Origin of the sequence: Mesorhizobium sp. B1-1-1 (assembly GCF_006442955.1) — a bacterium.
Classification (GTDB): Bacteria; Pseudomonadota; Alphaproteobacteria; order Rhizobiales; family Rhizobiaceae; genus Mesorhizobium.
On sequence record NZ_VFWW01000018.1, the window covers coordinates 65,998 to 87,034 of the forward strand.

The following is a 21,037-nucleotide window of genomic DNA, read 5'->3' on the forward strand; positions in this document are numbered from 1 at the left end:
TTTCTTGAGCAATGGTGACAGCTCGAAGTCTCGAATTCCAGCCTTATCTGCCTGTTTTTCCTAAATTTTCCTACTCATTGATAGACATCGGCCTTGTTCATGCTTCAGCATTGCGGTTAATATCGGCAACCAGTATGCAAATCTGGTAGAACCAGATACCTGCTATTTCGTGACCCTTGTTGGTTCGATCGCTTGTGCTTCGGACACTGATTCCGCGATCGCCGCGCGCACCAGGGCGACCGCCGCCCACTGGGCAACGGACATCGTCCGGCGACCGTCCAGTCCCCAGATGTCCTTCAGCACGATAAGCACCTCGACGCCGAAGATCAGCGACAGCGCCTGCGCCAGCCGCTGAAGGTCGCGCGGCGGCAGCCGGCCCTTGAGCGGAGCGAGCGCGTCCTGAAGCAACTCGACGCGGTGGCCGCGCTTGAAGGTCGGTTCGCTGCCCAAAGTGCCGGCCTGGCGCCGCGCCCACTGATCGAGCGACAGTTTCAACGCCGCCTTGAATGTGGCCTCGAAAGCCTCGATGCGCGGCATGGCCGTATCGAAGAGCTCGGCGACGCGGCGCTCGGCATCGGCAGAGGTGGATTTCCAGGTGAGGATCGGCCCGAGCCCCTCGTTAACCACTGCCTGCACCAGTGCCGCCTGGCTCGGAAAATACCGGTAGGCGGTGGCGCGGGACACCTGCGCCGCCTCGGCAACCTCGCTGACCGAAGGTGTTGCGCCTGCCTGCATCAGCTTCGTCGCCGTCTCCAGCATCAGCCGTTTCGTGCGCGCGCGCGGTCCACGCTCTGGTCCCCCGGCGGTGTCGTCGCTTGCTGCGGCGTGTTGACGTGAGACATCCATACCAATATGATACGCGCGTCTCAAAAAATTGCAATGACCTCCTCGTTTTCGGAATGGCTAGGTTGACGCTCTGTAGAGCACTGAGCCTCTGGGTGACTTGGACCGGCAGAGGGAGGCATCGATGAAGCGCATTTATGTGGTGGGCACCGCGGACACCAAGGGTGAGGAACTCGCCTTCCTGGCCGACGCGATCGCCGCCACGGGTGCCGCTGTCTGCCGGGTCGACGTCGGAACGCGCGGCGCGAGCGTGCCGGTCGACATTGCCGCTGAGGATGTGGCAGGCCACCATCCCGGCGGGCGAGACGCGGTGCTCGCCGGCGATGACCGCGGCACCGCGGTCGCCGCGATGGGCATTGCCTTCGCTCGCTTTGTCCAATCGCGAAACGACATTGCCGCCATGATCGGCATCGGCGGCGGCGGCGGCACGTCGATCATTAGCGCAGGCATGCGCGCGCTGCCGCTCGGCCTGCCCAAGATCATGGTCTCGACGCTCGCTTCCGGCGACACCGCGCCCTATGTCGACATCTCGGACATCGTCATGATGCCGTCGGTGACCGACATGGCCGGGCTGAACCAGCTCTCGCGTGTCGTTCTGCACAATGCGGCCCAGGCGATATCGGGCATGGCCGCCAGACCGCCGCCGCCGCCCGAGGGGAAGCCGTCGATCGGCCTCACCATGTTCGGCGTCACCACGCCGTGCGTGACGGCAATCGCGGATCAGCTCCGTTCGACCTATGACTGCATGGTCTTTCACGCGACCGGCACCGGCGGCCGCAGCATGGAGAAACTGGCCGACAGCGGCCTGCTGTCCGGCGCCATCGACATCACCACCACTGAGGTCTGCGATCTCCTGTTCGGCGGCGTGCTGCCGGCGACGGAGGATCGTTTCGGTGCCGTTGCCCGCACCGGCCTGCCTTATGTCGGCTCGGTCGGCGCGCTCGACATGGTCAATTTCTGGGCGCCTGCGACCATTCCGGACCATTATCGCGGGCGGCTGTTCTACGAGCACAACCCGAACGTCACGCTGATGCGCACGACGGCGCAGGAATGCCGCAAGATCGGCGAGTGGATCGGCACAAGGCTCGCCCACTGCAAGGGGCCCGTGCATTTCCTTGTCCCGGAGAAAGGCGTCTCGGCGCTCGACATCGAAGGCGGCGCCTTCTTCGATCCGCAAGCCGATGCCGCCCTGTTCGAAGCCATTGAGCGCAGGATTAAGCCGAACGCGACGCGCCGGCTGACACGCCTGCCGCTGCACATCAATGATCCCCGATTCGCCAAGGCCGCGGTCGCGGCTTTCCTCGAAATCGCCAGACAGTGAGATCCAAGACATGCCGGCAATACCGCGCAAGGACATACTGAAGAAATTCAGGGGGATGATCGACAAGGGCGTGCCGATCGTCGGCGGCGGCGCTGGCACCGGCCTGTCGGCCAAGGCCGAAGAGGCCGGCGGCATCGACCTCATCATCATCTACAATTCCGGCCGCTACCGCATGGCCGGTCGCGGCTCGGCCGCCGGCCTGCTTGCCTATGGCAATGCCAATGAGATCGTCAAGGAGATGGCCTACGAGGTGCTGCCGGTGGTCAGGAAGACGCCGGTGCTGGCTGGTGTCAACGGCACCGATCCGTTCGTCATCATGCCGCTGCTGCTCTCCGAACTGAAGACGATGGGTTTTTCCGGGGTGCAGAATTTCCCCACCATCGGCCTGTTCGACGGCAGCATGCGACAGAGCTTCGAGGAGACCGGCATGGGTTTTGGGCTCGAGGTCGACATGATCGCCGAAGCCCGCAAGCTCGACCTTCTGACCACGCCCTATGTCTTCAACCCGGACGAGGCGCGCGCCATGACCAGGGCCGGCGCCGATATCGTCGTGGCTCATATGGGCGTGACGACGGGGGGCTCGATCGGCGCCACCTCTGCCAAGTCGCTCGACGATTGCGTGGTCGCCATCGACGCGATCGCCGAAGCGGCCCGTTCGGTGCGCAAGGATGTCATCCTGCTTTGCCATGGCGGACCGATCTCGATGCCGGACGACGCCCGCTACATCCTCGAACGCTGCAAGGGCCTGCACGGCTTTTATGGCGCGAGCTCGATGGAGCGGCTGCCGGCGGAAGCGGCGATCGCCCGGCAGACCGCCGATTTCAAGGCCGTTACGCTTGGCGGCCTGAAGACGACCACGAAGAAAAAGAAGGGATCATGAGAATGACCGACAAGAGCAAGGTGTTCGTCTACCCGAAGGATGTCAGCGCCTTCGGATTCGACTGGGGAAAATTGTCGCTGACGGTCGCTCCGGAAGTGAACGGCGCGACCCGCTTTTCCGGCGGCGTCGTCGACCTGCCTTCCGGCAAGGGCCATACCCGTCATAACCATCCGGGCGCGGAAGAAATCATCTTTGTCATTTCGGGCCATGGCGAGCAGATGGTCGAGGACGAGCAAGGCAATCCGGTGGTCGAGAAGGTCGGCCCCGGCTGCACCATTTACGTGCCGGAGAGCCGCTTCCACTCGACGCTCAACACCGGCGACGGGCCGATGCAGCTGTTCGTCGTCTATTCGCCGGCAGGGCCGGAACTGGGATTGCGCGAACTGCCGGATTTCAGGTTGCTGCCGGCCGGGAACTCCCCTCGCTCGCGACTTTGAGGCGCCCTTCCGATATGCTATCCAGCATGCCTCCTTGAGAGAGAAGCGATGACGCGTTTCAGTCCCCAGGAATTCGTGGAAAAGCTCGCAACGGGCAGCCTGCCGGATGGCAACCCGGCCATGACGGTTGGCGGTATTGTCAAGGCCAACGACGCCGACCCGTCAACGCTTCTCTTTTCGACCGATTTGTCCTGCGAATCCTGGATACCCGTGCCGCTGAGCTTGATCCAGACGGTCGAGCAGGTACGGACGGTCAACTGCAAAGACCATAAGCATCCGCTGGTCAAGATCGCTTTTACACCGCCCTCGCCGGATCAACGTGACATCAATGCCCTGCTTATGATCATGGCCGGGCTTCAGAGCCAACTCTCCTGGTTCCATCGCAACGCCAAGTCCGGCAGTCCGTGGGCGTCAACGTTTGCATCCGATTGCGCCGTCGTCTCCGCATCCGAGGGGCTTACCATATGCTGCACCCAGACGATCGACGGAAGATTGGAAGTCGTCTGCACTGGAATGGTTTAGTGCCTGTCGCGCAAAAGTGACTTCTGTTTAGCGGCAACGGCAAAGCGCCGCGCATGAATTCGTTTCGACGCGACGCGCCTTAGAGACAATCGAGACCGGCACGCTCATTTGTAATGTGGCAGGTTACATGCCACCCCGGTTCCATGCCCGACCCCGATCCCCGAACATCACATAGCCGGTATCGGTAACCGCCACCGTATCCTCCAGCTTGATGAAGCCGCGCGTCGGGTGAAGCATGGTCGTCTCCACCGATAGCACCATGTTCCTCTCCAGCGGCTTGCCCGCATAGGTGCCTTCATAGGTCACCGGATGGTTGGTCATCAGGAACGGCGCCTCATGCGTGATCAGCCCCATGCCGTGAGCGAAGAAATCCGTGTAGGGCGCGACCTTGGATTTTTTCAGCACGCCTTCGGCATGGGAAATCATGTCACCACCCAGCGTACCCGCCTTTACCTTCGAGAACGCCGCCTGCTGCACCGCCTCGACCTCCGCCAGCAGGTCCTCCAGCTCGGCATCCGGGTCTCCGAGAACCCCCATGCGGCAGAGGTCGCCGATATAGCCATGATAATTGCCGCCGGAATCGATCGACAGCACTTCACCGTTTTTCCACGCCTGCGGCGACGCCGCGCGGTTGTGGCTGGAGCCCAGCGTCAGCAGGCAATATTCGAAATGCGCGCCGCGATTGGTCTCCTCGCGGCGAAGCTGTTCGATCATCTCGCTCTTGGTCGTGCCTTCGCGCGCCCATTGGATGGTGGCCAGCATGGAATCGGTGATCAGTTCGGAGGCGATCCGCAGTTTCTCCAGCTCGGCCTCGGTCTTGATGGCGCGCATGCGCTCCAGCATGTCGGTGGCATCGACCAGCTTGGCGTCGGGGAGCGCTTTGCGGATCAGGGCATAGGCGTCCGACGGCAGGAAACCCGGCTCGATGCCGATGCGAGCGTCGCCCTTGCCGATCTTGCGCACATGCTCGACAGCGAGATTGGCGGCATCGAGCGTGCCCCAGCAGGCGGCATGCAGCGTCGGCGTCCAGAACGGGTGGTTCTGGTGTTCGCCACCCTCCATGCGGTTGCCGATATAGGCGGCGTGGTCCGGTCCGCCTTTTTCGTAGATCACGATCGGCAGGTACCGGCTGTGGCCGATCGCATCCATGGCGGCGAAGAAGATGAACTTGTAGCCGCCGAGCAGATATTGGGTGTTGTGCTTGGATGTCGCGAGCAGGACGTCGATATCAGCCTCTTCCATCAGGCCATCGACCCTGGCGTGGTCGAATGGGATGTCGCCGACGGCACTCTTCCCCGGAGCTATGTTCATTGTCTCTCTCCCTGAATGTCCGCGCGGATCGGCTGGACCGCCGGATGCCCGATTCCGTTAGGTCTTCCGACTTCGGGTCAAATCTGCACCATTTTCGCCCATCTGGTCCAGCCAGAAACAGGCTCGCCCAGCTGAATGGCCGTCGCCGGTGCCGATAATGTGAGGTGCATCGGATGACCTGGTCTTACCAGGTCAGGTTTATCGACCACTCTCCCGTAACTGGTCCAGCGAACAAAAATTTCAAAGCCACGCCACGATGCGCCAATTCCGTCTCTGGCGAAAGCCACGGCAAGGCCCATAATCAAACGTGCATGGAAACGCCCGAAAGGCCTCCGTGCAAGATATGAGATAGAGGGGGAATAGGATGATGCCGGAGTTCAGGATTTCACGCCGCACGGTGCTTGCGGGCTCTGCCATGCTTCTGGCCCCCACCGCGATGCCGACCTTGAGCTCGGCGCAGACGCCGAAGAAGGGTGGCCGCCTGGTGCTCGCCGCCGATTCCGAGCCGCGCAACCTCAACCCGGCCATCGTCGCCTCCAACGGCGTCTTCTTCATCTCCAGCAAGATCGTCGAAACGCTGGCCGAAGCCTCCTTCGATGGCAAGGACGGGCTTGCACCACGCCTGGCGGTCAGTTGGGAAGGCGCCGCCGACGGGCTGTCGGCGACCTTCAAACTGCGCGAAGGGGTCAAATGGCATGACGGCAAGCCGTTTACCTCGGCCGACGTCGCCTTCTCGGCGCTGCAGATCTGGAAGCCGCTGCAGAATCTCGGCCGCACCGTGTTCAAGGATCTGGCCGCGGTAGATACCCCTGATGAATTGACCGCCGTGTTCAAATTCGCCAAGCCGACGCCCTTCCAGCTGATCCGCAACGCTCTGCCGGCGCTGAGCAGCGTGGTGCCGAAGCACGTTTACGAAGTTGGCAAGATCGAGGACAACCCGGCCAACAACGCGCCCATCGGCACCGGCCCGTTCAAGTTCGCCGAATACAAGGCCGGCCAATACTACCGACTGACGAAGAACACGGATTATTGGGGCAAGGGCGAGCCCTATCTCGATGAGATCATCTACCAGGTGCTGCCCGACCGCACTTCGGCGGCGAGCGCGCTGGAAGCAGGAGAGATCCAGCTCGCCGCCTTCTCCGCCGTGCCGCTGGCCGATCTTGACCGCATCTCGAAAGTGCCGGGCCTGAAGGTGATCACCAAGGGCTATGAGGGACTGACCTACCAGCTCGTCGTCGAGATCAATCATCGTCGCAAGGAGCTCGCCGACCTGAAGGTGCGCCAGGCGATCGCGCATGCCATCGACAAGGATTTCGTCGTCAAGACGGTGTTCCTCGGCTATGCCGCCACCGCCACCGGCCCGGTGCCGAAGAACGACCCGCAGTTCTATACCGCCGACGTCCCGACCTATGCCTTCGACGTCGCCAAGGCCAATGCGCTGCTCGACGAGGCGGGTTACAAGAAGGGCGCCGACGGCAAGCGCTTTTCGCTGAAACTGTTGCCGGCTCCCTATTTCAACGAAACCAAGCAGTTCGGCGACTATCTGCGCCAGGCGCTCGCCGCCATCGGCATCGACGCCCAGCTCGTCAACAACGATTCCGCCGCGCATATCAAGGCCGTCTACACCGACCACGCTTTCGACCTCGCCGTCGGCCCGCCGGTGTTCCGCGGCGACCCGGCGATCTCGACCACCATCCTGGTGCAAAGCGGCATTCCGGACGGCGTGCCGTTCTCCAACCAGGGCGGCTACAAGAACGATGCGCTGGACGCGCTCATCGCCAAGGCGTCCGAGACGCTCGATACATCGGCCCGCACCAATCTTTACAAGGAGTTCCAGAAAGAGGTGGCCGCCGACCTGCCGCTGATCAACGTCGCCGAATGGAGCTTCATCAGCGTCGCCCGCGACACTGTCGGCAACATCGCCAACAACCCGCGCTGGGCGGTGTCGAACTGGGCGGACACCTATCTGGAATCGTGACAGTATTTCGCGGATGAACGTTCGCGAAATCATCGTAGGCGTTGAGTTCTACGAGGCCCCCGTCTGTCCTGCCGGACATCTCCCCCGCAAGGGGGGAGATTGGCAACTTGTCTGTCCCGCGAATTTTCCGACGTTGGGGATTGGCGAAGCCAAAAATGACAGCCAATCTCCCCCCTTGCGGGGGAGATGTCCGGCAGGACAGAGGGGGGTGCCCAGGCGCGGTCCTAACCAACGTATCGCCAACCCATCGAGGGCCGCATGAACCGCGCCCTCACGCTCCTCCGCCGTCGCCTCGTCGGCAGCGTCTTCGTGCTTTTGATCGTCGTCATCGGCACGTTCCTGCTGCTCGAGGCCGCCCCGGGCGACGCGGTCGATGCCTATATCGTCTCTACCGGCGGCGATGCCGGCATGATCGAGCTGTTGCGCCATCGCTGGGGCCTCGACCAGTCGGAGCTGACGCGGCTTGCCAACTATCTCTGGGCGCTGCTGCATCTCGATCTCGGCCAGTCCGTCACCTTTTCGCGGCCGATCCGCGACGTGATCCTCGAGCGCCTGCCGACCACGCTGTGGTTGATGGGCAGCGCCACCGCGCTTTCCTTCGGCCTCGGCTCGGCGCTGGGCATCTATGCCGGCGCCAGGCCGGGCAGTTTTCGCGACCGTTTTCTCTCCATCGGTTCGCTGGCGCTCTACGCGGTGCCGGGTTTCTGGCTCGGCCTGGTGCTGATCGTCGTCTTCGCTGTCGACCTGCGCTGGCTGCCGATCGGCGGCATCGAGACCATCGCCTCCGGCAAGGCCGGCCTCGACCGCGCCGCCGACATCGCCATCCATCTCGTCCTGCCGGTCTCAGCCCTCGGCTTCATCTACCTGGCGCTCTATTTGCGGATGATGCGTGCCGGCATGACCGAGGTCTGGCGGCAGGATTTTGTGCTGGCCGCCCGCGCCAGGGGCTTGTCGCTCCCCCGCATCGTGCTTGCCCATGTCGCCCGCAATGCGCTGCTGCCATTGGTCACGATGCTCGGCCTGCAGTCGGCGCAGATGCTGGGCGGTAGCGTCGTCATCGAGAGTGTTTTTGCCGTGCCCGGTCTGGGTCGGCTGGCGCAGGAGGCAGTGGCCGCGCGCGACACGCCCTTGCTGCTCGGCATCATTCTCGTCAGCGCCGTCCTGGTCATCGTCATCAATCTTCTCGTCGATGTCGCCTATGCCTTTCTCGACCCGCGCGTCGGCGCCAGCGAGGCCGGCACATGAGCACGCTCCGCCGCTTTCTGCGCACGCCGGAGGCGGTCGCCGGCGCCATACTCCTGGCGGCATTGTGCGCCATGGCCCTGTCGGCGCCGCTGCTGTTTCCGGGCGATCCGCAAGCCATCGCCGGCCCGGCGCTGCTGCCGCCCTTCCAGGACTGGTCGCTGCCGCTCGGCACGGATCGCCTCGGCCGCGACGTGCTGGCCGAGCTTTTCCACGGCGCCCGCACGTCGCTTGCCGTCGGCCTTGCGGCAGCGGCCGCCGCACTGGCCATCGGCTCCGTGGTGGGCACGGTGGCCGGGTTTGCCGGCGGCCTCACCGACGAGGTGCTGATGCGCGTCACCGATGCCTTCCAGACCGTGCCGGGCTTTTTGCTCGCTCTGGCCTTCGTCAGCGTGGTCGGCCCTTCGATCGGCGTCGTCGTGGCGGCAATAGCGCTCGGCACCTGGACCGGGCCCGCGCGCGTGGCCCGCGCGGAAGTGCTGTCGATCCGCGAGCGCGACTACGTCGCCGGCGCGCGCGTCATCGGCATGCATCCGCTGGAAATCGCCTTTCGCGAGGTGCTGCCCAATGCCTTGCCGCCGGTGCTGGCGCTGTCCTCGGTGATCGTGGCAGCGGCGATCCTCACCGAGGCGGCTTTGTCCTTCCTCGGCCTTGGCGACCCCAATCGGGTCACCTGGGGCGGCATGATAGCGGAGGGCCGCGCGGTGCTGCGCACCGCGCCCTTCCTGTCGATCGCGCCCGGCATAGCGCTGGTCCTGACGGTGCTCGGCGTCTATCTCGCCGGTGAAGGCATCGTTGAAACCACGGCGGTCAGAAGAGGCCTGTCGTGACCGCGCTGGCTTCGATCCGCAACCTCGCGGTGACCTACCGCCGTGACGACGGCGAGGTGGTGGCGCTGAGGGACATCAGCCTCGACATCAAGGCTGGCGAGCGGCTGGCCGTCATCGGCGAAAGCGGTTCGGGCAAAAGTACGCTGGCTTTGGCGATTGCGGGGTTGTTGCCGGCGAGCGCCAGGATTGACGGACGTATCGATTGGGTTTTGCCAGCGTTGGGTGCGAAGGCACCCCCCTCTGTCCTGCCGGACATCTCCCCCTCAAGGGGGGAGATTGGCAGCTTCGCCGATGGCTCCCCTACACCATTGGGGATTGGCGAAGGCCGAGATGAAGGTGCAATCTCCCCCCTTGAGGGGGAGATGTCCGGCAGGACAGAGGGGGGCCTCATAGAACGCAGCGTCCAAAAGACCACTTCCAAACCAAGCCCCAGACCCCTCCTCGGCCGCGATATCGGCTTCATCTTTCAAGACCCGTCCGCCAGCCTCGATCCTGTCATGACCGTCGGCAAACAGATCGCCGAAGTCTCCCGAACCCATCTCGGTCTCACATGGCCTCAGGCATACGCCAAGGCGAAGGATCTGCTCGAACGCGTCCGTCTGCCCGACCCAGACTCCGCCCTGCGCGCCTATCCGCATCAGCTGTCCGGCGGCCAGAAGCAGCGTGTGGCGATTGCAGCCGCGATCGCAGCCGGCCCAAGACTTTTGATCGCCGACGAGGCGACCAGCGCGCTCGACACCATCGTGCAGGCCGAGATCGTCGCACTGATCCGGCGGCTGGTGGAAGAAGACGGCATGACGCTGCTGTTCATCAGTCACGACATTGCGCTGGCCGCCGAGCTGGCGGACCGCATTGCCGTGTTCCGGCATGGCGAATTGATCGAACTTGGCGCCACGCAACAGATCGTCGGTGCGCCAACTGAAGCCTACACGCGCGCGCTGCTCGAGGCCCACATCGGCCTCGACGCCGAACCGCTGCACCACGGCATGATCGCATGAGCGTCCCCGTGCTTGCGGTTTCCAACCTTACCAGGCACTACCGCCGTGGCGGCAAGACGGTTACCGCGGTCGACGATGTTTCCTTCGAAATCGGGCCCGGCGAGACGCTGGCGCTGGCCGGACCCTCCGGCAGCGGCAAGTCGACGATCGCGCGGCTGGTGCTGCGGCTGATCGAGCCGGATGCCGGCCGGATCGAGTTTGAAGGCCATGATTTCCTGGCTCTGGGCGGCGCCGGCTTGCGTGCGCGTCGCGCTCGCTTGCAGATGGTGTTTCAGGATCCGCTTGCCGCCTTCAATCCGCGCGCCACGGTGGCGCGCGTGCTTGACGATCCCTTGCGTATCCACGGGCTCGCCTCCCGTTCCGAGCGCCCGCGCCGTATCGCCGCCCTGCTGGAGCGCGTCGGGCTTGCGGCGGAGCTTGCCTCTCGCGCCATCCATCAAATCTCGGGCGGCCAGCGGCAGCGGGTGGCGATTGCCCGCGCCATGGCCACGAAACCCTCGCTGATCGTGCTCGACGAAGCGGTTTCGGCGCTCGATGTTTCGGTGCGCGGACAGATCCTCGATCTTTTGCTCGACCTGCAACGCCAGGAACGGATCGCTTATCTCTTCATTTCGCATGATCTCGGCGTCGTCAGGGCCGTCGCCCACCGCGTCATCCTTCTCGACGGCGGGCGGATTGCCGAGAGCGGCGATGCCCGCGCCGTCATCGATGCGCCGCGATCGGCTATCGGCAAGGCGCTCGTGGCCGCCGCACCAAAGCTCAGAAGAACCACGCAGGAAGCATCATGATCGACCCCGAAGCCAGAGCCGAGAAACTGTCGCGCGAACTCGATTCCGCATTCCGCAACCGGGCCGACCTCTATCGCCTGTTCCTGGATGAGTTGACCGGAGAGCTCGGCGCCGAAAGAGCCGAGGCGATAATGACCCGGACCATCGAGCAGCGCGGCAAGGAAGTGGCAGCAGCCGCCTTCGCCGCATTCGGCCCCAACGACGCGCGCTCAATCGGCGAAGCTTTCCTGTCGGTCAGCCCGGATGACGGCCGGATGTATCCGACCGATGTCGAACGCGGGCCCGACCGCATCGCCTTCAAGGTGAAACGCTGCCCCCTCAAGGATGCTTGGGTCGAGGCCGGCGTCGGCGAGGAAAAACTCGCGACGCTCTGCCGCATCGCCGGCGCCTTCGACCGTGGCCTGTTCGAGGCGACCGGCGTGCGTTTCGACAATGTCACCTGGACGCCCGGCCACGGCAGCGGCTGCTGCCACATCGCGCTGACCAACCGCGATGCCGGCTAGCAATCGACGGCCTTAGCCGCCGACCATCAGCCTGACGACCTCGTCATGGTTGGTCTCGGAAATCTTGCGCTCGCCGGCCTGGATCCCACGCCGCAGCACGACGATGCGATCGGAAACGGCGAAGATGTCCTGCAGATTATGCGAGATGAAGATCACGCCGCGCCCTTGCGCCTTGAGCTGATGGATGAGCGAAATCACCTTGCGCTGCTCCGGCACGCCGAGCGCGGCCGTCGGTTCATCCATGATCAGGATCTGCGCGTCCCAGTAGACGGCGCGGCCGATGGCCACGGCCTGGCGCTGGCCGCCGGAGAAATTGCTGACCGGCGCGTTCAACCGGCTGACGTGAAAGTCCAGCCGCTTCATCGTCTCCCTGGCGGCCTCGGCCATGGCCTTGCGGTCGAGCACCGGCAGGAAGCCGAACGCCTTGCGCATCGGTTCGCGGCCGAGGAAGATGTTGGCACCGATCGACAGATTGTCGGCCAGCGCGAGATCCTGGTAGATCGTCTCGATGCCCTTTTCGCGCGCCTCCTGCGGCGTGGCGAAAGCCACCGGCTGCCCTCTGAGCAGGATTTCTCCGCCCGTCGGCTGGAACACGCCCGATATTGCCTTGATCAGGGTCGTCTTGCCGGCGCCATTGTCGCCGGCAAGCGCCACCACTTCGCCCGGCCGCACGGCCATGGAGAAATCGTTGAGCGCCCGTACCGCACCGAAGTGCTTGGAAAGGTTCCGGACTTCGAGGAGGGGCTCGGTGCTATTCATCCTGACGGGCTCCACTGAACCGGCGCTGCGCCTGGTCGATGAGAACGGAAATGATGATGACGACGCCGACGGCGATGAACTGCCAGAACGGCTCCACATTGACGAAGACCAGCCCGTATTGGATGACCGCGATCACCAGCGCGCCGGCGACGGTGCCGAAGATGGTGCCGGAGCCGCCGAACAGGCTGGCGCCGCCGATCACCACCGCCGCGACGCTGTCGAGCAGCAGCGGTTCGCCGGCCTGCGCTGCCCCCGCCGTGAAACGCGCGGCATAGAGCGCGCCGCCAAGGCCGGCGCACATTGCCGACAGCACGTAGAGCCGCAGGATGTGGCCCCTGATGTCGATGCCGGCGCGGCGCGCCGCCTGCACATTGGCGCCGATGGCGTAATTGTGCTGGCCGAACCGGGTCTGGCTGAGCAGATAGTGCATCACGACGACGAAGACAGCGGCGATCATCACCAGATAGGGCACGCCATGGAACTTGCCGTTGCCGAGCAGTGCGAACCAGGAGTTCTGTACCGGCACCGTCGTGCCGCCGGCAAGCAGGAAGGCGACACCGCGGGCGACGCCGAACATGCCGAGCGTGCCGATGAAGGGCGGAACCCTGAGCCGCGAGATCAGCAAGCCGTTGATGACGCCGGGCACGCCGGCCACGATCACTGCGGCAAGGATGCCGGCCAGCATGGCCAACGGCAACGGAATGGCGGCGCCCGCCATGTTGGTGGCATGCGCGGCGATGACCGCGGCAAGGCCCATGATGAAGCCGAGCGAAAGGTCGATGCCGCCTGATATGATGACAAAGGTCTGCCCGGTCGCCAAAAGCAGCGGCGCCACGGCGAAAATCGCGATGGATTGCAGATTGAACGGATTGAGCACGAAAGTGGCGCCGAAGGCGCTCCGCGACCAGATCTCGAAACAGATGATCAGGCCCGCGAGAAACAGCCAGGCGCGCCCCTCGGCGATGCGTGCGATCCAGCTCCTGGCGGGATCGCCGTGGTCAGCCTGGGGGGCGACATGCTTCTCGGCTGGCTGTGCTGGTGATGTCGAGGTCATGAGTACTCCGCGGCGCGGCTGCCTTCAAACAGGTCCCGCCCTGGCGGGACCGGCACAGGCTCCTCCCGGCGCACCGGGAAGAGCCAAGCTGGTCCGGACTTACTCGGAGTAGAGATACTTCGAGATGTTCGGATCGGCGATGTTGGACTTGTCCATGATCGTGAAGCCGGTGCCGATCGTGACCGGGATGGATTGGCCGGTCAGGTGGGCATAGGCCGAGACGACGCCGAAATAGCCGATCTCTGCGGGATGTTGGGCGATCGCCACATCCACAAGGCCGGTGTTGATGTTGTCGACGATGCTGGTCGGAGCATCGAAGGCAACCACTTTGACGGTGCCCGTCTGCCCTGCCTGCTTGACGCCATTGGCGGCGCCCAGCGCCGAGAACAGATTGGCGCCGAACACGCCGACGAGGTCGGGGTTGCGCGCGAACACCGCCTGCAGCTGCGAGGCCGCCTTGTTGGCGTCGTCGTCATTGAACTGGGTCTCGAGAACGGTGATGCCGGGATGGTTGGCCATCTCCTTCTTGAAGCCTTCCTCGCGCTGGTCGGTGGTCGAGATGCCGGGCTTGACGTTGGAGACATAGACCTTGCCCTTGTCGCCGACGGCCTTGGCAAGCGCCCGCGCCGCGATCTCGCCGCCCAGCACATTGTCCGAGGCGATGTAGGCCAGCGGGAAATCGGCGTCACCCGCGCCGGTCTGATAGGCGCCGGTGCCGATGAACGTATCCACGGTGATGACCGGAATGCCTGCGTCATTGGCCTTGCGCAGCGGCTCGACCAGCTGGACCTTGTCGGTAGGAGCGATCAGGATCGCGTCCGGCTTCTTGGCGATGACCGCGTCGAGCACCGGCACCTGGGTGACCGGATTGAACTCAGGAGCGCCCTGGAAGACCAGGTTCACGCCAAGGGCGTCGGCCGCGGCCTGGGCACCCTTGCGCATGGTGATGTAGAAACCGTCGGTGGTCAGGCCCGGAACGAGCGCGATGGTGTATTTCTTGTCCTGCGCCTGCGCGGGCGCGATAAGCACCGTCGCGCTGACGGCGAGAGCCGCAAGCGCGGCAACGATCTTCTTCATGACATCCTCCTCATTGTGTTGGCAGATCTGCCGTTGCAAGTGACATCGAATGGCCGTCGTCCGCTTGGGACAGACGGCCGGGAACGCCTGTTTGCTTTTCGCGGGCAGCTCCTCCCAAGCGCCCTCCAGTCGATAGGTCAGCCGGTCCAGCCGACCGCTACGATAGCCGTGGTCACTTCCTCGCCCTCCGCGAGGTCAGAGAACCACAGCACCTGGCATGCGTCGCACGCCAAGTTCACAAACTTGTAACACTTTGCAGAAATAAATTGCAACTCGGTTTTCCGGGTCGCAATGCCGGATTTTTCACGCAACATCCGACTGCTCCACAAAGTCCCGGCGAACTATTGCCTCGACTTCTCGGCGGCACAACCGATTTCGTAAAATCGCCCTCGCGAACTGGAATGCGGCGGCGGCGCGTCGGGCGGGCACTATCGCGGCGGCAGGGTTGCGAGGATGGCTTGCGCCGTCTTCGTATCCGTTATCACGGCGTTGATCAGCCGGGCGCGAGCGGCGCCGATGATGGCCGTCGCCTTTTCCGGCGACGCCGCGACACCGATCACCAGCGGCACGGCGCGGAGCTGCGCCGGCGACATAGCGATCATCCGGCCCTCTCCTTCCCAGGCGATCAGCGCGCCATCGGCATCGAAATAATGCCGAAGGACATCGCCGGCCGCATGGACCAGCGCCTGCTCGCTCGGCGTGGCTGCGCTCGCTTCGGGTGCATTGATGGCATGCGGCAGGCCGATGCCGACGATCGCCACATCGGTCCTGTCCCACAGCGCGACGGCATCGCTGATGGCGGCATCACCAAGGAAGACTTCACGCAATTCACTGGAAGGCAGATAGGGCGCATGAATGAAGTGCGGTATCCCGCCGAACTCCTCGGCGGCGAGGCGGACGAATTCGTTGACCTGAAAATGCGCCGCGTGCTGCTGCATGCCGCCGGTGGCGGCAACGGTCAGCACGCCCGGAATGCGCGGCAGGCCGGAGCGGATCACCTCGCGCACCGCGCGCCCCCAGCCGATGGCGACCACGGAGCCGGCCACCAATTGCGCCTGCTTGAGAAGGCCGCCGAGCGGGCCGGCCAGCGCCGTCAGCGCGCCTGCGGCCGGCGTCTCGACCACCGCTGCGTCACGCAGGCCTAGCCTATCGATCATCTGTCCGGTGATCTCCTCAGGTGCCGCCAGGTCGAGAACCTCGATACGGACGATCCCTTCCGCCCGCGCCCGCTGCAAGAGGCGCGATATGGTCGCGGTGGAGACGCCAAGCTGCCGCGCGATATCGACCTGCGACATCTCCGCCTCGTAATGCAGTTTGGCGACCGTGTGCAGCATCGTGCGCGATGCGGTCGCATCCTGAATGGGAGGGACAGCCAGCTTGCAATTCCTTTCAGCAACGTGTTACACACGTATACGTCGATGCGAGTTATCGCGCAAATCCGGCGAACCCGCAACTTGAGGCCGTTCCTGCCCAGGCGCCGGCAAGGTGTGCTTTTCCGGGCAATCGACGGCGCATCACGACGGCAATTCTCCCCTGCCGGCAGGCGGGCAAAAACTGAACATTCTTGTTTTCACGGGATCCGCGCCCTCGGCCAGAGAGCGCTAACATCGGACAGAGACCATGACAAAGATGACCACCGCGGAGCTGCGCGGCTATCAGCAGATATGCGGCAAGGACGGGGCCATGCTGGCCATCGCCTGCGACCAGCGCGGCGGCATGCGCACCTTGCTGGCGTCGGATCCGGCCGAACAGGCCAGGATCACCAACGACATGCTCGGGGACACCAAGGCCGACATCACGCGCTACCTTGCAAGTGCCGCGTCCTGCGTGCTGCTCGACCCGCTCTGCGCGGTGCCGCGGGTTGTCGAGGAGGGCGTGCTGAACCGCGATACCGCGCTGCTTATCGGCCTCGACGCCTCGGGTTTCGACGTCTCGCCTGAAGGCTATCGCCTGTCGCGCCTTGTCCCCGGCATCGATGCGCGCCGCGTGCGCGAACTGGGTGGCACGGGCGGCAAGATCATGGTGTATCTGCGGGCCGACAAGCCCGAAGCGAATGAGCACAACATTGCCATCCTGCGCCAATGCATCGCCGACTTCGGGCAGGAAGATTTGTTGCTCGTCGTCGAATTCCTGACCTATCAGCTCGAAGGCGAAAGCCCTGAAGATTATGCGACGAAGACGCCGTGGCTTGTCGAGGAAGGCACAAGGATCTCGCTGGAGTGCGGGGCGAAGGTGTTGAAGCTTCCGTATCCCGGAACGCCGGAAGCCTGCGCCAACATCACGAGAATGGCCGGCGAGGTGCCGTGGGCGGTGCTTTCGGCCGGCGTCAACCACGCCACCTTCCTCGGCCAGGTCGAGATTGCCATGCAGAACGGCGCCTCCGGCGTCATCGCCGGCCGCTCGCTGTGGAAGGACTGCATCTCGCTCGATCGTGACATTCAGCGCGAAAGGCTTAAGACCATCGCGGTGCCGCGATTGCGTGAGATCCAGGCGGTAATCGGGCATCACCGGCGCAAGGTCGCCGCCTGATATCTGCGTTGGATCACCGGCACGTGCAGGACGTCATGCCTCTCAGCATAGGTATAGATATAGGCGGCACCAATCTGCGGGCCGCCCGCATTTCGGGCACCGGCGAAATCCTCGAACGTCTGTCCGAAAAGAGCGCGCCAGACCCGCAGGCTGTGCTCTCGCGGATCGCCGGGATGGTGCGCCGGCTCGACACAGCGGAGGTTTCGGCCATCGGCATCGGTGTTCCCGGTCGCGTCGACGCGCATCGCCGCGGGGTCCTGTCCGGCGGCTACGTCAATCTGGCCTCCGTCTCGCTGGCGCAGCGCCTGGAGGACATGGCCGGCAAGCCCGTCGTCATCGACAATGACTGCAACATGGCACTGGTCGCCGAGATGGCGCTCGGCGCCGGCCGGGGCCATCACGACGTCGCCATGTTCACCATCGGCACCGGCATTGGCGGGGCCGTCGCTCAACATCGGCGGATCGTGCGTGGCCGGGCAACGGCAGGGCAGCTCGGCCACATCACTGTCGACGTCAATGGCGAGATCTGCGCCTGCGGCCGGCGCGGTTGTGTCGAGACCACCAGTTCGGGCACCGCGCTTGGCCGTCACATCGCGCGGGCCGGCTTGCGTCCCGACCTTTCGGTCGACCAGCTCTTTGCCCGCGACGCCGCCGGAGACGTCCAGGCGCGCGCTATACTCGAAGCCTGGGCAATGCCTTTGCGTGCCGCCATCGATACCAGCGTTGCCATGTTCGACCCCGGTGTCGTCCTGCTCGGCGGCGGTCTTGGCTGGGCGGCACACAAGGCGCTCGGCCGCGCGCCGGCCCTGGCGCCGTGGTACCAGTGCCCGCTCGAGCCGGCGCAGCTCGGCGACGACGCCGGCGTGATCGGGGCAGGATTGCAGGCGCTGGCCGGAACAGACATGGCGACAGCGCCGATTTTTGGCCGGCATTTTGTGCAAGCCGGCGCGGCCAGGCGCGCCGTGCTGGTCAACGGCATCCCGGCCAGCGGCAAGAGCACGGTGTCGCGCGGCATCGCCGACCGCATGGGATGGCCGTTGCTTGCGCTCGACACGATCAAGAATCCGTTTCTCGAGGTGCTCGGCGGCGGCGACCGCGCATTCAACCGCACGCTCGGCCGCGCCAGCTATCAGGCGATCTGGTCAGTCGTCGGCGAAGCCCCAGCGGGCTCCACATTCATCGTCGACGCCTGGTTCGGTTTCCAGCCGCGCGAGCTGCTTGAGGATCATCTCAGGAATGCCGGTGTCGAACAGACTTTCGAAATCTGGTGCCACGCGCCGGGCGAGGTTTTGGCCGAACGCTATGGCGCCCGGCTCGGCCAGCGTCCCGCCGGCCATCCAGGCGCGGCCTATATCCCCGAACTGATCGAACTCGCCAGGCGCGCCGAACCGCTGCGGCGCGGCCCGCTCTTCGACGTCGACACGACGAAACCGATCGACTTCGATGCCATCATGGCATGGCTGCGAGCGATAATGACGGGCGACGTTTAGAACGTTGATGGACAAGAAGCAGCTGGGCTCGCCAACTCCGAAAGCCGTTTCGCTTTCGAGCTGGCCAGGCCTGCCTAGTCAATAACCGACGGTGAAGCGCTGCTTTATGTAGGCGGGCTTCTCGATCTCGTCGACCATCGCGATGGCGTAATCCTCGAAGGAAATGCTGCTGCCCTTGTCCGAAGCCAGAAGCGTGTCCTTGCCGAGGCGGAATTTGCCAGTCCGCTCGCCCGGGATGAACATGGCGGACGGCGACAGGAACGTCCAGTCGAGGTCATCGATGGTCTTCAACTTGTCCAGGAAGTCAGCGCCCTTCTGCGCCTCGGCCTTGTAGATGTCAGGAAATTCGGGCGTGTCGACCAGCCGCTTGCCAGGCGAGACCTCAAGGCTGCCCGCGCCACCGACGACCAGGTAACGCTTCACGCCGGAGGCTCGCACCGCGGCGATCAGCGTGTCGGCATCGCTGTCGAGGAAATGCACCGAACTGATCACCACATCGTGGCCGCGGACCAGCTTGGCGAGGCCTTCCTTGTCGAAGACGTCGCCCTTCCTGGCCGTCACGCCAGGCAGCGCGGCGATTTTTTCAGGATTGCGGGCGATGCCGGTGACTGTGTGGCCACGGCCGGAGAGTTCCTTGAGCAGGCGCGAACCGACTGCGCCCGATGCGCCGATGAGAGCGACTTTTGCCATGTCTTTTTGCATTCCTTGTTGGAGGTGGGTTGGGGGTCACGCGGCCGCGATATGAGCGAGGAGATTGTCGAAACTGCCGAACAGCGCGTTCGAACCGATGAGGCGCGGCGCATCGTTGCGGATGACGGCGAGCGAAGGCACGCCATTGGAATGCAAGCGCTGGAACAGCGCGCGGCCTCGGCCGACCAGTTCGCGGTGAGCTGTCAGCAATCCTTCGGTTGGCGCCTTCACCAGTTCGCCGGCATCGGCCATGCCGGCGGCGGCGAGCACCTCGGCGACACCGCCGACCGTGACGATATCGCGCCCATCGACATAGCGCGCGTTCTGGATCGCCTTCAGCGCGGCCAGCCGGCGGCCGGGATCTTCCGGGCCCGCTGCGGTAATCGCGAGGGTCGCGGCATGGGAATCCAGCAACGTGCCGCGAACATTCAGCACGTTGTCCCGATAGGCCTGCGTGAAAACCTGTCCCGTTAACCGCTCGATGCGCTGGTCGTTCGCCCAGGCATGGGCGGCAAAACCGTCATCCATCGGCCGAGCGCCTGCCCCCGAAAACAGGCCGGTCGGCAAGAGCTCGACGCGCACGCCGCTGCCGGACAGTTTTTCGAGCATCGGGCTTGCGCCATAACACCAGCCGCAGAGCGGATCGAAAAGGTAGGTCACTTCTGGATTGCCCACGGTCGCCCGGTCTCCGTTGCGGTGGCATTAGCTGCCCCGTCCGCCAAATGTCTTGGCTTACATGTGGCAGATGATGGTCTTGCAATAAATGGTGCCCAATAATACAAACTGTCTGATCTAATCAGACAAAGCATGTGACCGAACTCCTCAATCTCAATCGGCTTGTCTATTTCACCACGGTGATGGAGACAGGCTCGTTCACCACGGCGGCGGACCGGCTTGGCGTGGCCAAGGCCGTGGTCAGCCACCAGATCGGCAGGCTTGAACAGGAATTGTGCGCGACGCTCATGCGGCGCACGACGCGGCGTGTCACGCCGACCGAGGAGGGTCGCCTCTTCTACGACCGCGCGATGATCATCCTGCGCGAAGCCGAAGCGGCCTATGGCGAGATCTCGCACGGGGCAGTCGAACCCAAGGGAATGCTGAGGCTGACCGCGCCGCTCGACTATGGCACGAAGATCGTTGCGCCGGTCATGGCCGCCTATCTCCGAACTTATCCGCATATGCGCGTCGAGGCGATTTTCGATGACGCCGTCAGCAATCTGGTGGACGAGCAGATCGACCTCGGCATCCGCGTCGGCTGGCTTGCGGATTCGTCCAATCAGGCGCGGCGCCTGGGCACGATACAGCAGGTCGTGGTGGCGAACCCGACCTTCGCCGCAAGCCTGCCGCCCGATGTCACCCCGCGCCAGGCAAGATCGCTTGCCTGGGTCGGCAACGCCCAGCTGCGCGGCATCGGCCAATGGCTGTTTTCAAGAGAGGGAGAAACGGTGTTGACCGAACTCAACCCGGTCATCATGTGCGACAAGAGCCCGGCGGCTCTTGCCTGCGTGCTCGCCGGTATCGGATTGGGCGTATTTCCCGACTACAGTGTCGGCGACGATATCGCCGAGGGACGTCTCGTGCCGGTATTTGCCGACTGGATGTTGCCTGCCGGCGGCATCCATGCCGTTTTCCCTCCGGCCCGGTTCCGGCCAGCCAAGGTCCGCGCCTTCGTCGAGTTGCTGGCGGCCGCCGAGAAGAAACGCTCGCGTCTCGTCGAAACGGCCTGAGGCGACGGAGACAGCCCGCCAGCTCGAGGCTGACGGGCCGATCATTTTGGATCGCCGG

The 21,037-nt window shown here is 64.3% G+C and carries 22 protein-coding genes; 13 read left to right on the plus strand and 9 right to left on the minus strand.

Going from position 1 to position 21,037, the window contains the following annotated elements:
* Positions 1 to 162 precede the first annotated feature (162 nt).
* Complete coding sequence (locus FJ986_RS28590; RefSeq protein ID WP_140632865.1) at positions 163 to 846, minus strand: TetR/AcrR family transcriptional regulator; 684 nt, start codon at positions 844 to 846, stop codon at positions 163 to 165.
* Positions 847 to 967: 121 nt separating this feature from the next.
* On the opposite strand from FJ986_RS28590, the gene FJ986_RS28595 reads away from it, so the two are divergent.
* From FJ986_RS28595 to FJ986_RS28610, 4 genes are read left to right on the plus strand one after another with little or no spacing between them, the layout of a single operon-like run.
* Positions 968 to 2,164: a Tm-1-like ATP-binding domain-containing protein gene (locus FJ986_RS28595; protein ID WP_140558328.1), complete on the plus strand. Its 1,197-nt coding sequence runs from the start codon at positions 968 to 970 to the stop codon at positions 2,162 to 2,164.
* A gap of 10 nt (positions 2,165 to 2,174) precedes the next feature.
* Positions 2,175 to 3,044: a phosphoenolpyruvate hydrolase family protein gene (locus FJ986_RS28600; protein WP_140500416.1), complete on the plus strand. Its 870-nt coding sequence runs from the start codon at positions 2,175 to 2,177 to the stop codon at positions 3,042 to 3,044.
* A 2-nt stretch (positions 3,045 to 3,046) separates the two neighbouring features.
* Positions 3,047 to 3,481 carry a cupin domain-containing protein gene (locus FJ986_RS28605; protein ID WP_140500417.1) on the plus strand — a complete coding sequence of 145 codons (435 nt, stop codon included), beginning with the start codon at positions 3,047 to 3,049 and terminating at the stop codon, positions 3,479 to 3,481.
* Positions 3,482 to 3,529: 48 nt separating this feature from the next.
* Complete coding sequence (locus FJ986_RS28610) at positions 3,530 to 4,003, plus strand: hypothetical protein (protein WP_140500419.1); 474 nt, start codon at positions 3,530 to 3,532, stop codon at positions 4,001 to 4,003.
* 123 nt (positions 4,004 to 4,126) lie between these two features.
* Here FJ986_RS28610 and FJ986_RS28615 read toward each other — a convergent pair whose 3' ends face one another.
* Positions 4,127 to 5,314 (minus strand): Xaa-Pro peptidase family protein, encoded by a 1,188-nt coding sequence (locus tag FJ986_RS28615; RefSeq protein WP_140676641.1) that lies wholly within the window; start codon positions 5,312 to 5,314, stop codon positions 4,127 to 4,129.
* A gap of 367 nt (positions 5,315 to 5,681) precedes the next feature.
* Between FJ986_RS28615 and FJ986_RS28620 the strand changes: the two genes are divergently transcribed.
* From FJ986_RS28620 to FJ986_RS28650, 6 genes are all read left to right on the plus strand, one after another.
* Positions 5,682 to 7,292 (plus strand): ABC transporter substrate-binding protein, encoded by a 1,611-nt coding sequence (locus tag FJ986_RS28620; protein ID WP_140676644.1) that lies wholly within the window; start codon positions 5,682 to 5,684, stop codon positions 7,290 to 7,292.
* Positions 7,293 to 7,550: 258 nt separating this feature from the next.
* Positions 7,551 to 8,537, plus strand: a complete 987-nt coding sequence (locus FJ986_RS28630) for an ABC transporter permease (protein WP_140676650.1) — start codon at positions 7,551 to 7,553, stop codon at positions 8,535 to 8,537.
* Complete coding sequence (locus FJ986_RS28635) at positions 8,534 to 9,364, plus strand: ABC transporter permease (protein ID WP_140522610.1); 831 nt, start codon at positions 8,534 to 8,536, stop codon at positions 9,362 to 9,364. The genes FJ986_RS28630 and FJ986_RS28635 overlap by 4 nt, the downstream gene beginning before the upstream one ends.
* Positions 9,361 to 10,362: an ABC transporter ATP-binding protein gene (locus FJ986_RS28640; protein ID WP_181181932.1), complete on the plus strand. Its 1,002-nt coding sequence runs from the start codon at positions 9,361 to 9,363 to the stop codon at positions 10,360 to 10,362. Before FJ986_RS28635 ends, FJ986_RS28640 begins: the two co-directional genes overlap by 4 nt.
* Positions 10,359 to 11,150, plus strand: coding sequence for an ATP-binding cassette domain-containing protein (locus tag FJ986_RS28645; RefSeq protein ID WP_140624444.1), 792 nt, complete (start codon positions 10,359 to 10,361; stop codon positions 11,148 to 11,150). The genes FJ986_RS28640 and FJ986_RS28645 overlap by 4 nt, the downstream gene beginning before the upstream one ends.
* Positions 11,147 to 11,653: an L-2-amino-thiazoline-4-carboxylic acid hydrolase gene (locus FJ986_RS28650; protein ID WP_140500433.1), complete on the plus strand. Its 507-nt coding sequence runs from the start codon at positions 11,147 to 11,149 to the stop codon at positions 11,651 to 11,653. The genes FJ986_RS28645 and FJ986_RS28650 overlap by 4 nt, the downstream gene beginning before the upstream one ends.
* 12 nt (positions 11,654 to 11,665) lie before the next feature.
* Here FJ986_RS28650 and FJ986_RS28655 read toward each other — a convergent pair whose 3' ends face one another.
* The 5 genes from FJ986_RS28655 to FJ986_RS28670 all read right to left on the minus strand — a co-directional run bounded on the left by FJ986_RS28655 (position 11,666) and on the right by FJ986_RS28670 (position 15,877).
* The gene (locus FJ986_RS28655; RefSeq protein ID WP_140500435.1) at positions 11,666 to 12,412 is read right to left on the minus strand and encodes an ATP-binding cassette domain-containing protein; all 747 of its coding nucleotides are present in this window, start codon (positions 12,410 to 12,412) and stop codon (positions 11,666 to 11,668) included.
* The gene (locus tag FJ986_RS28660; RefSeq protein WP_140500436.1) at positions 12,405 to 13,466 is read right to left on the minus strand and encodes a ribose ABC transporter; all 1,062 of its coding nucleotides are present in this window, start codon (positions 13,464 to 13,466) and stop codon (positions 12,405 to 12,407) included. The genes FJ986_RS28655 and FJ986_RS28660 overlap by 8 nt, the downstream gene beginning before the upstream one ends.
* Positions 13,467 to 13,565: 99 nt before the next feature.
* Entirely contained in the window at positions 13,566 to 14,543 is a 978-nt protein-coding gene (locus FJ986_RS28665) for an ABC transporter substrate-binding protein (RefSeq protein ID WP_140500438.1), read from the minus strand.
* A gap of 137 nt (positions 14,544 to 14,680) precedes the next feature.
* Positions 14,681 to 14,857 (minus strand): hypothetical protein, encoded by a 177-nt coding sequence (locus FJ986_RS30605; RefSeq protein ID WP_181181933.1) that lies wholly within the window; start codon positions 14,855 to 14,857, stop codon positions 14,681 to 14,683.
* Positions 14,858 to 14,971: 114 nt separating this feature from the next.
* Positions 14,972 to 15,877 (minus strand): sugar-binding domain-containing protein, encoded by a 906-nt coding sequence (locus tag FJ986_RS28670; RefSeq protein ID WP_140676653.1) that lies wholly within the window; start codon positions 15,875 to 15,877, stop codon positions 14,972 to 14,974.
* Between the two features lie 286 nt (positions 15,878 to 16,163).
* Here FJ986_RS28670 and FJ986_RS28675 point away from each other — a divergent pair, with 286 nt between their 5' ends.
* Both FJ986_RS28675 and FJ986_RS28680 read left to right on the plus strand, forming a co-directional pair.
* The gene (locus tag FJ986_RS28675; RefSeq protein WP_140676657.1) at positions 16,164 to 17,072 is read left to right on the plus strand and encodes a tagatose-bisphosphate aldolase; all 909 of its coding nucleotides are present in this window, start codon (positions 16,164 to 16,166) and stop codon (positions 17,070 to 17,072) included.
* Between the two features lie 35 nt (positions 17,073 to 17,107).
* On the plus strand, positions 17,108 to 18,562 hold the full coding sequence (locus FJ986_RS28680; protein ID WP_140676660.1) for an ROK family protein: 1,455 nt from the start codon (positions 17,108 to 17,110) through the stop codon (positions 18,560 to 18,562).
* A 78-nt stretch (positions 18,563 to 18,640) separates the two neighbouring features.
* On the opposite strand, the gene FJ986_RS28685 is transcribed toward FJ986_RS28680, so the two are convergent.
* Entirely contained in the window at positions 18,641 to 19,252 is a 612-nt protein-coding gene (locus FJ986_RS28685) for an NAD(P)-dependent oxidoreductase (protein ID WP_140560209.1), read from the minus strand.
* A gap of 36 nt (positions 19,253 to 19,288) precedes the next feature.
* On the minus strand, positions 19,289 to 19,927 hold the full coding sequence (locus tag FJ986_RS28690; protein WP_140676663.1) for a DsbA family protein: 639 nt from the start codon (positions 19,925 to 19,927) through the stop codon (positions 19,289 to 19,291).
* Between the two features lie 134 nt (positions 19,928 to 20,061).
* On the opposite strand from FJ986_RS28690, the gene FJ986_RS28695 reads away from it, so the two are divergent.
* Complete coding sequence (locus tag FJ986_RS28695; protein ID WP_140632839.1) at positions 20,062 to 20,979, plus strand: LysR family transcriptional regulator; 918 nt, start codon at positions 20,062 to 20,064, stop codon at positions 20,977 to 20,979.
* Positions 20,980 to 21,037 lie beyond the last annotated feature (58 nt).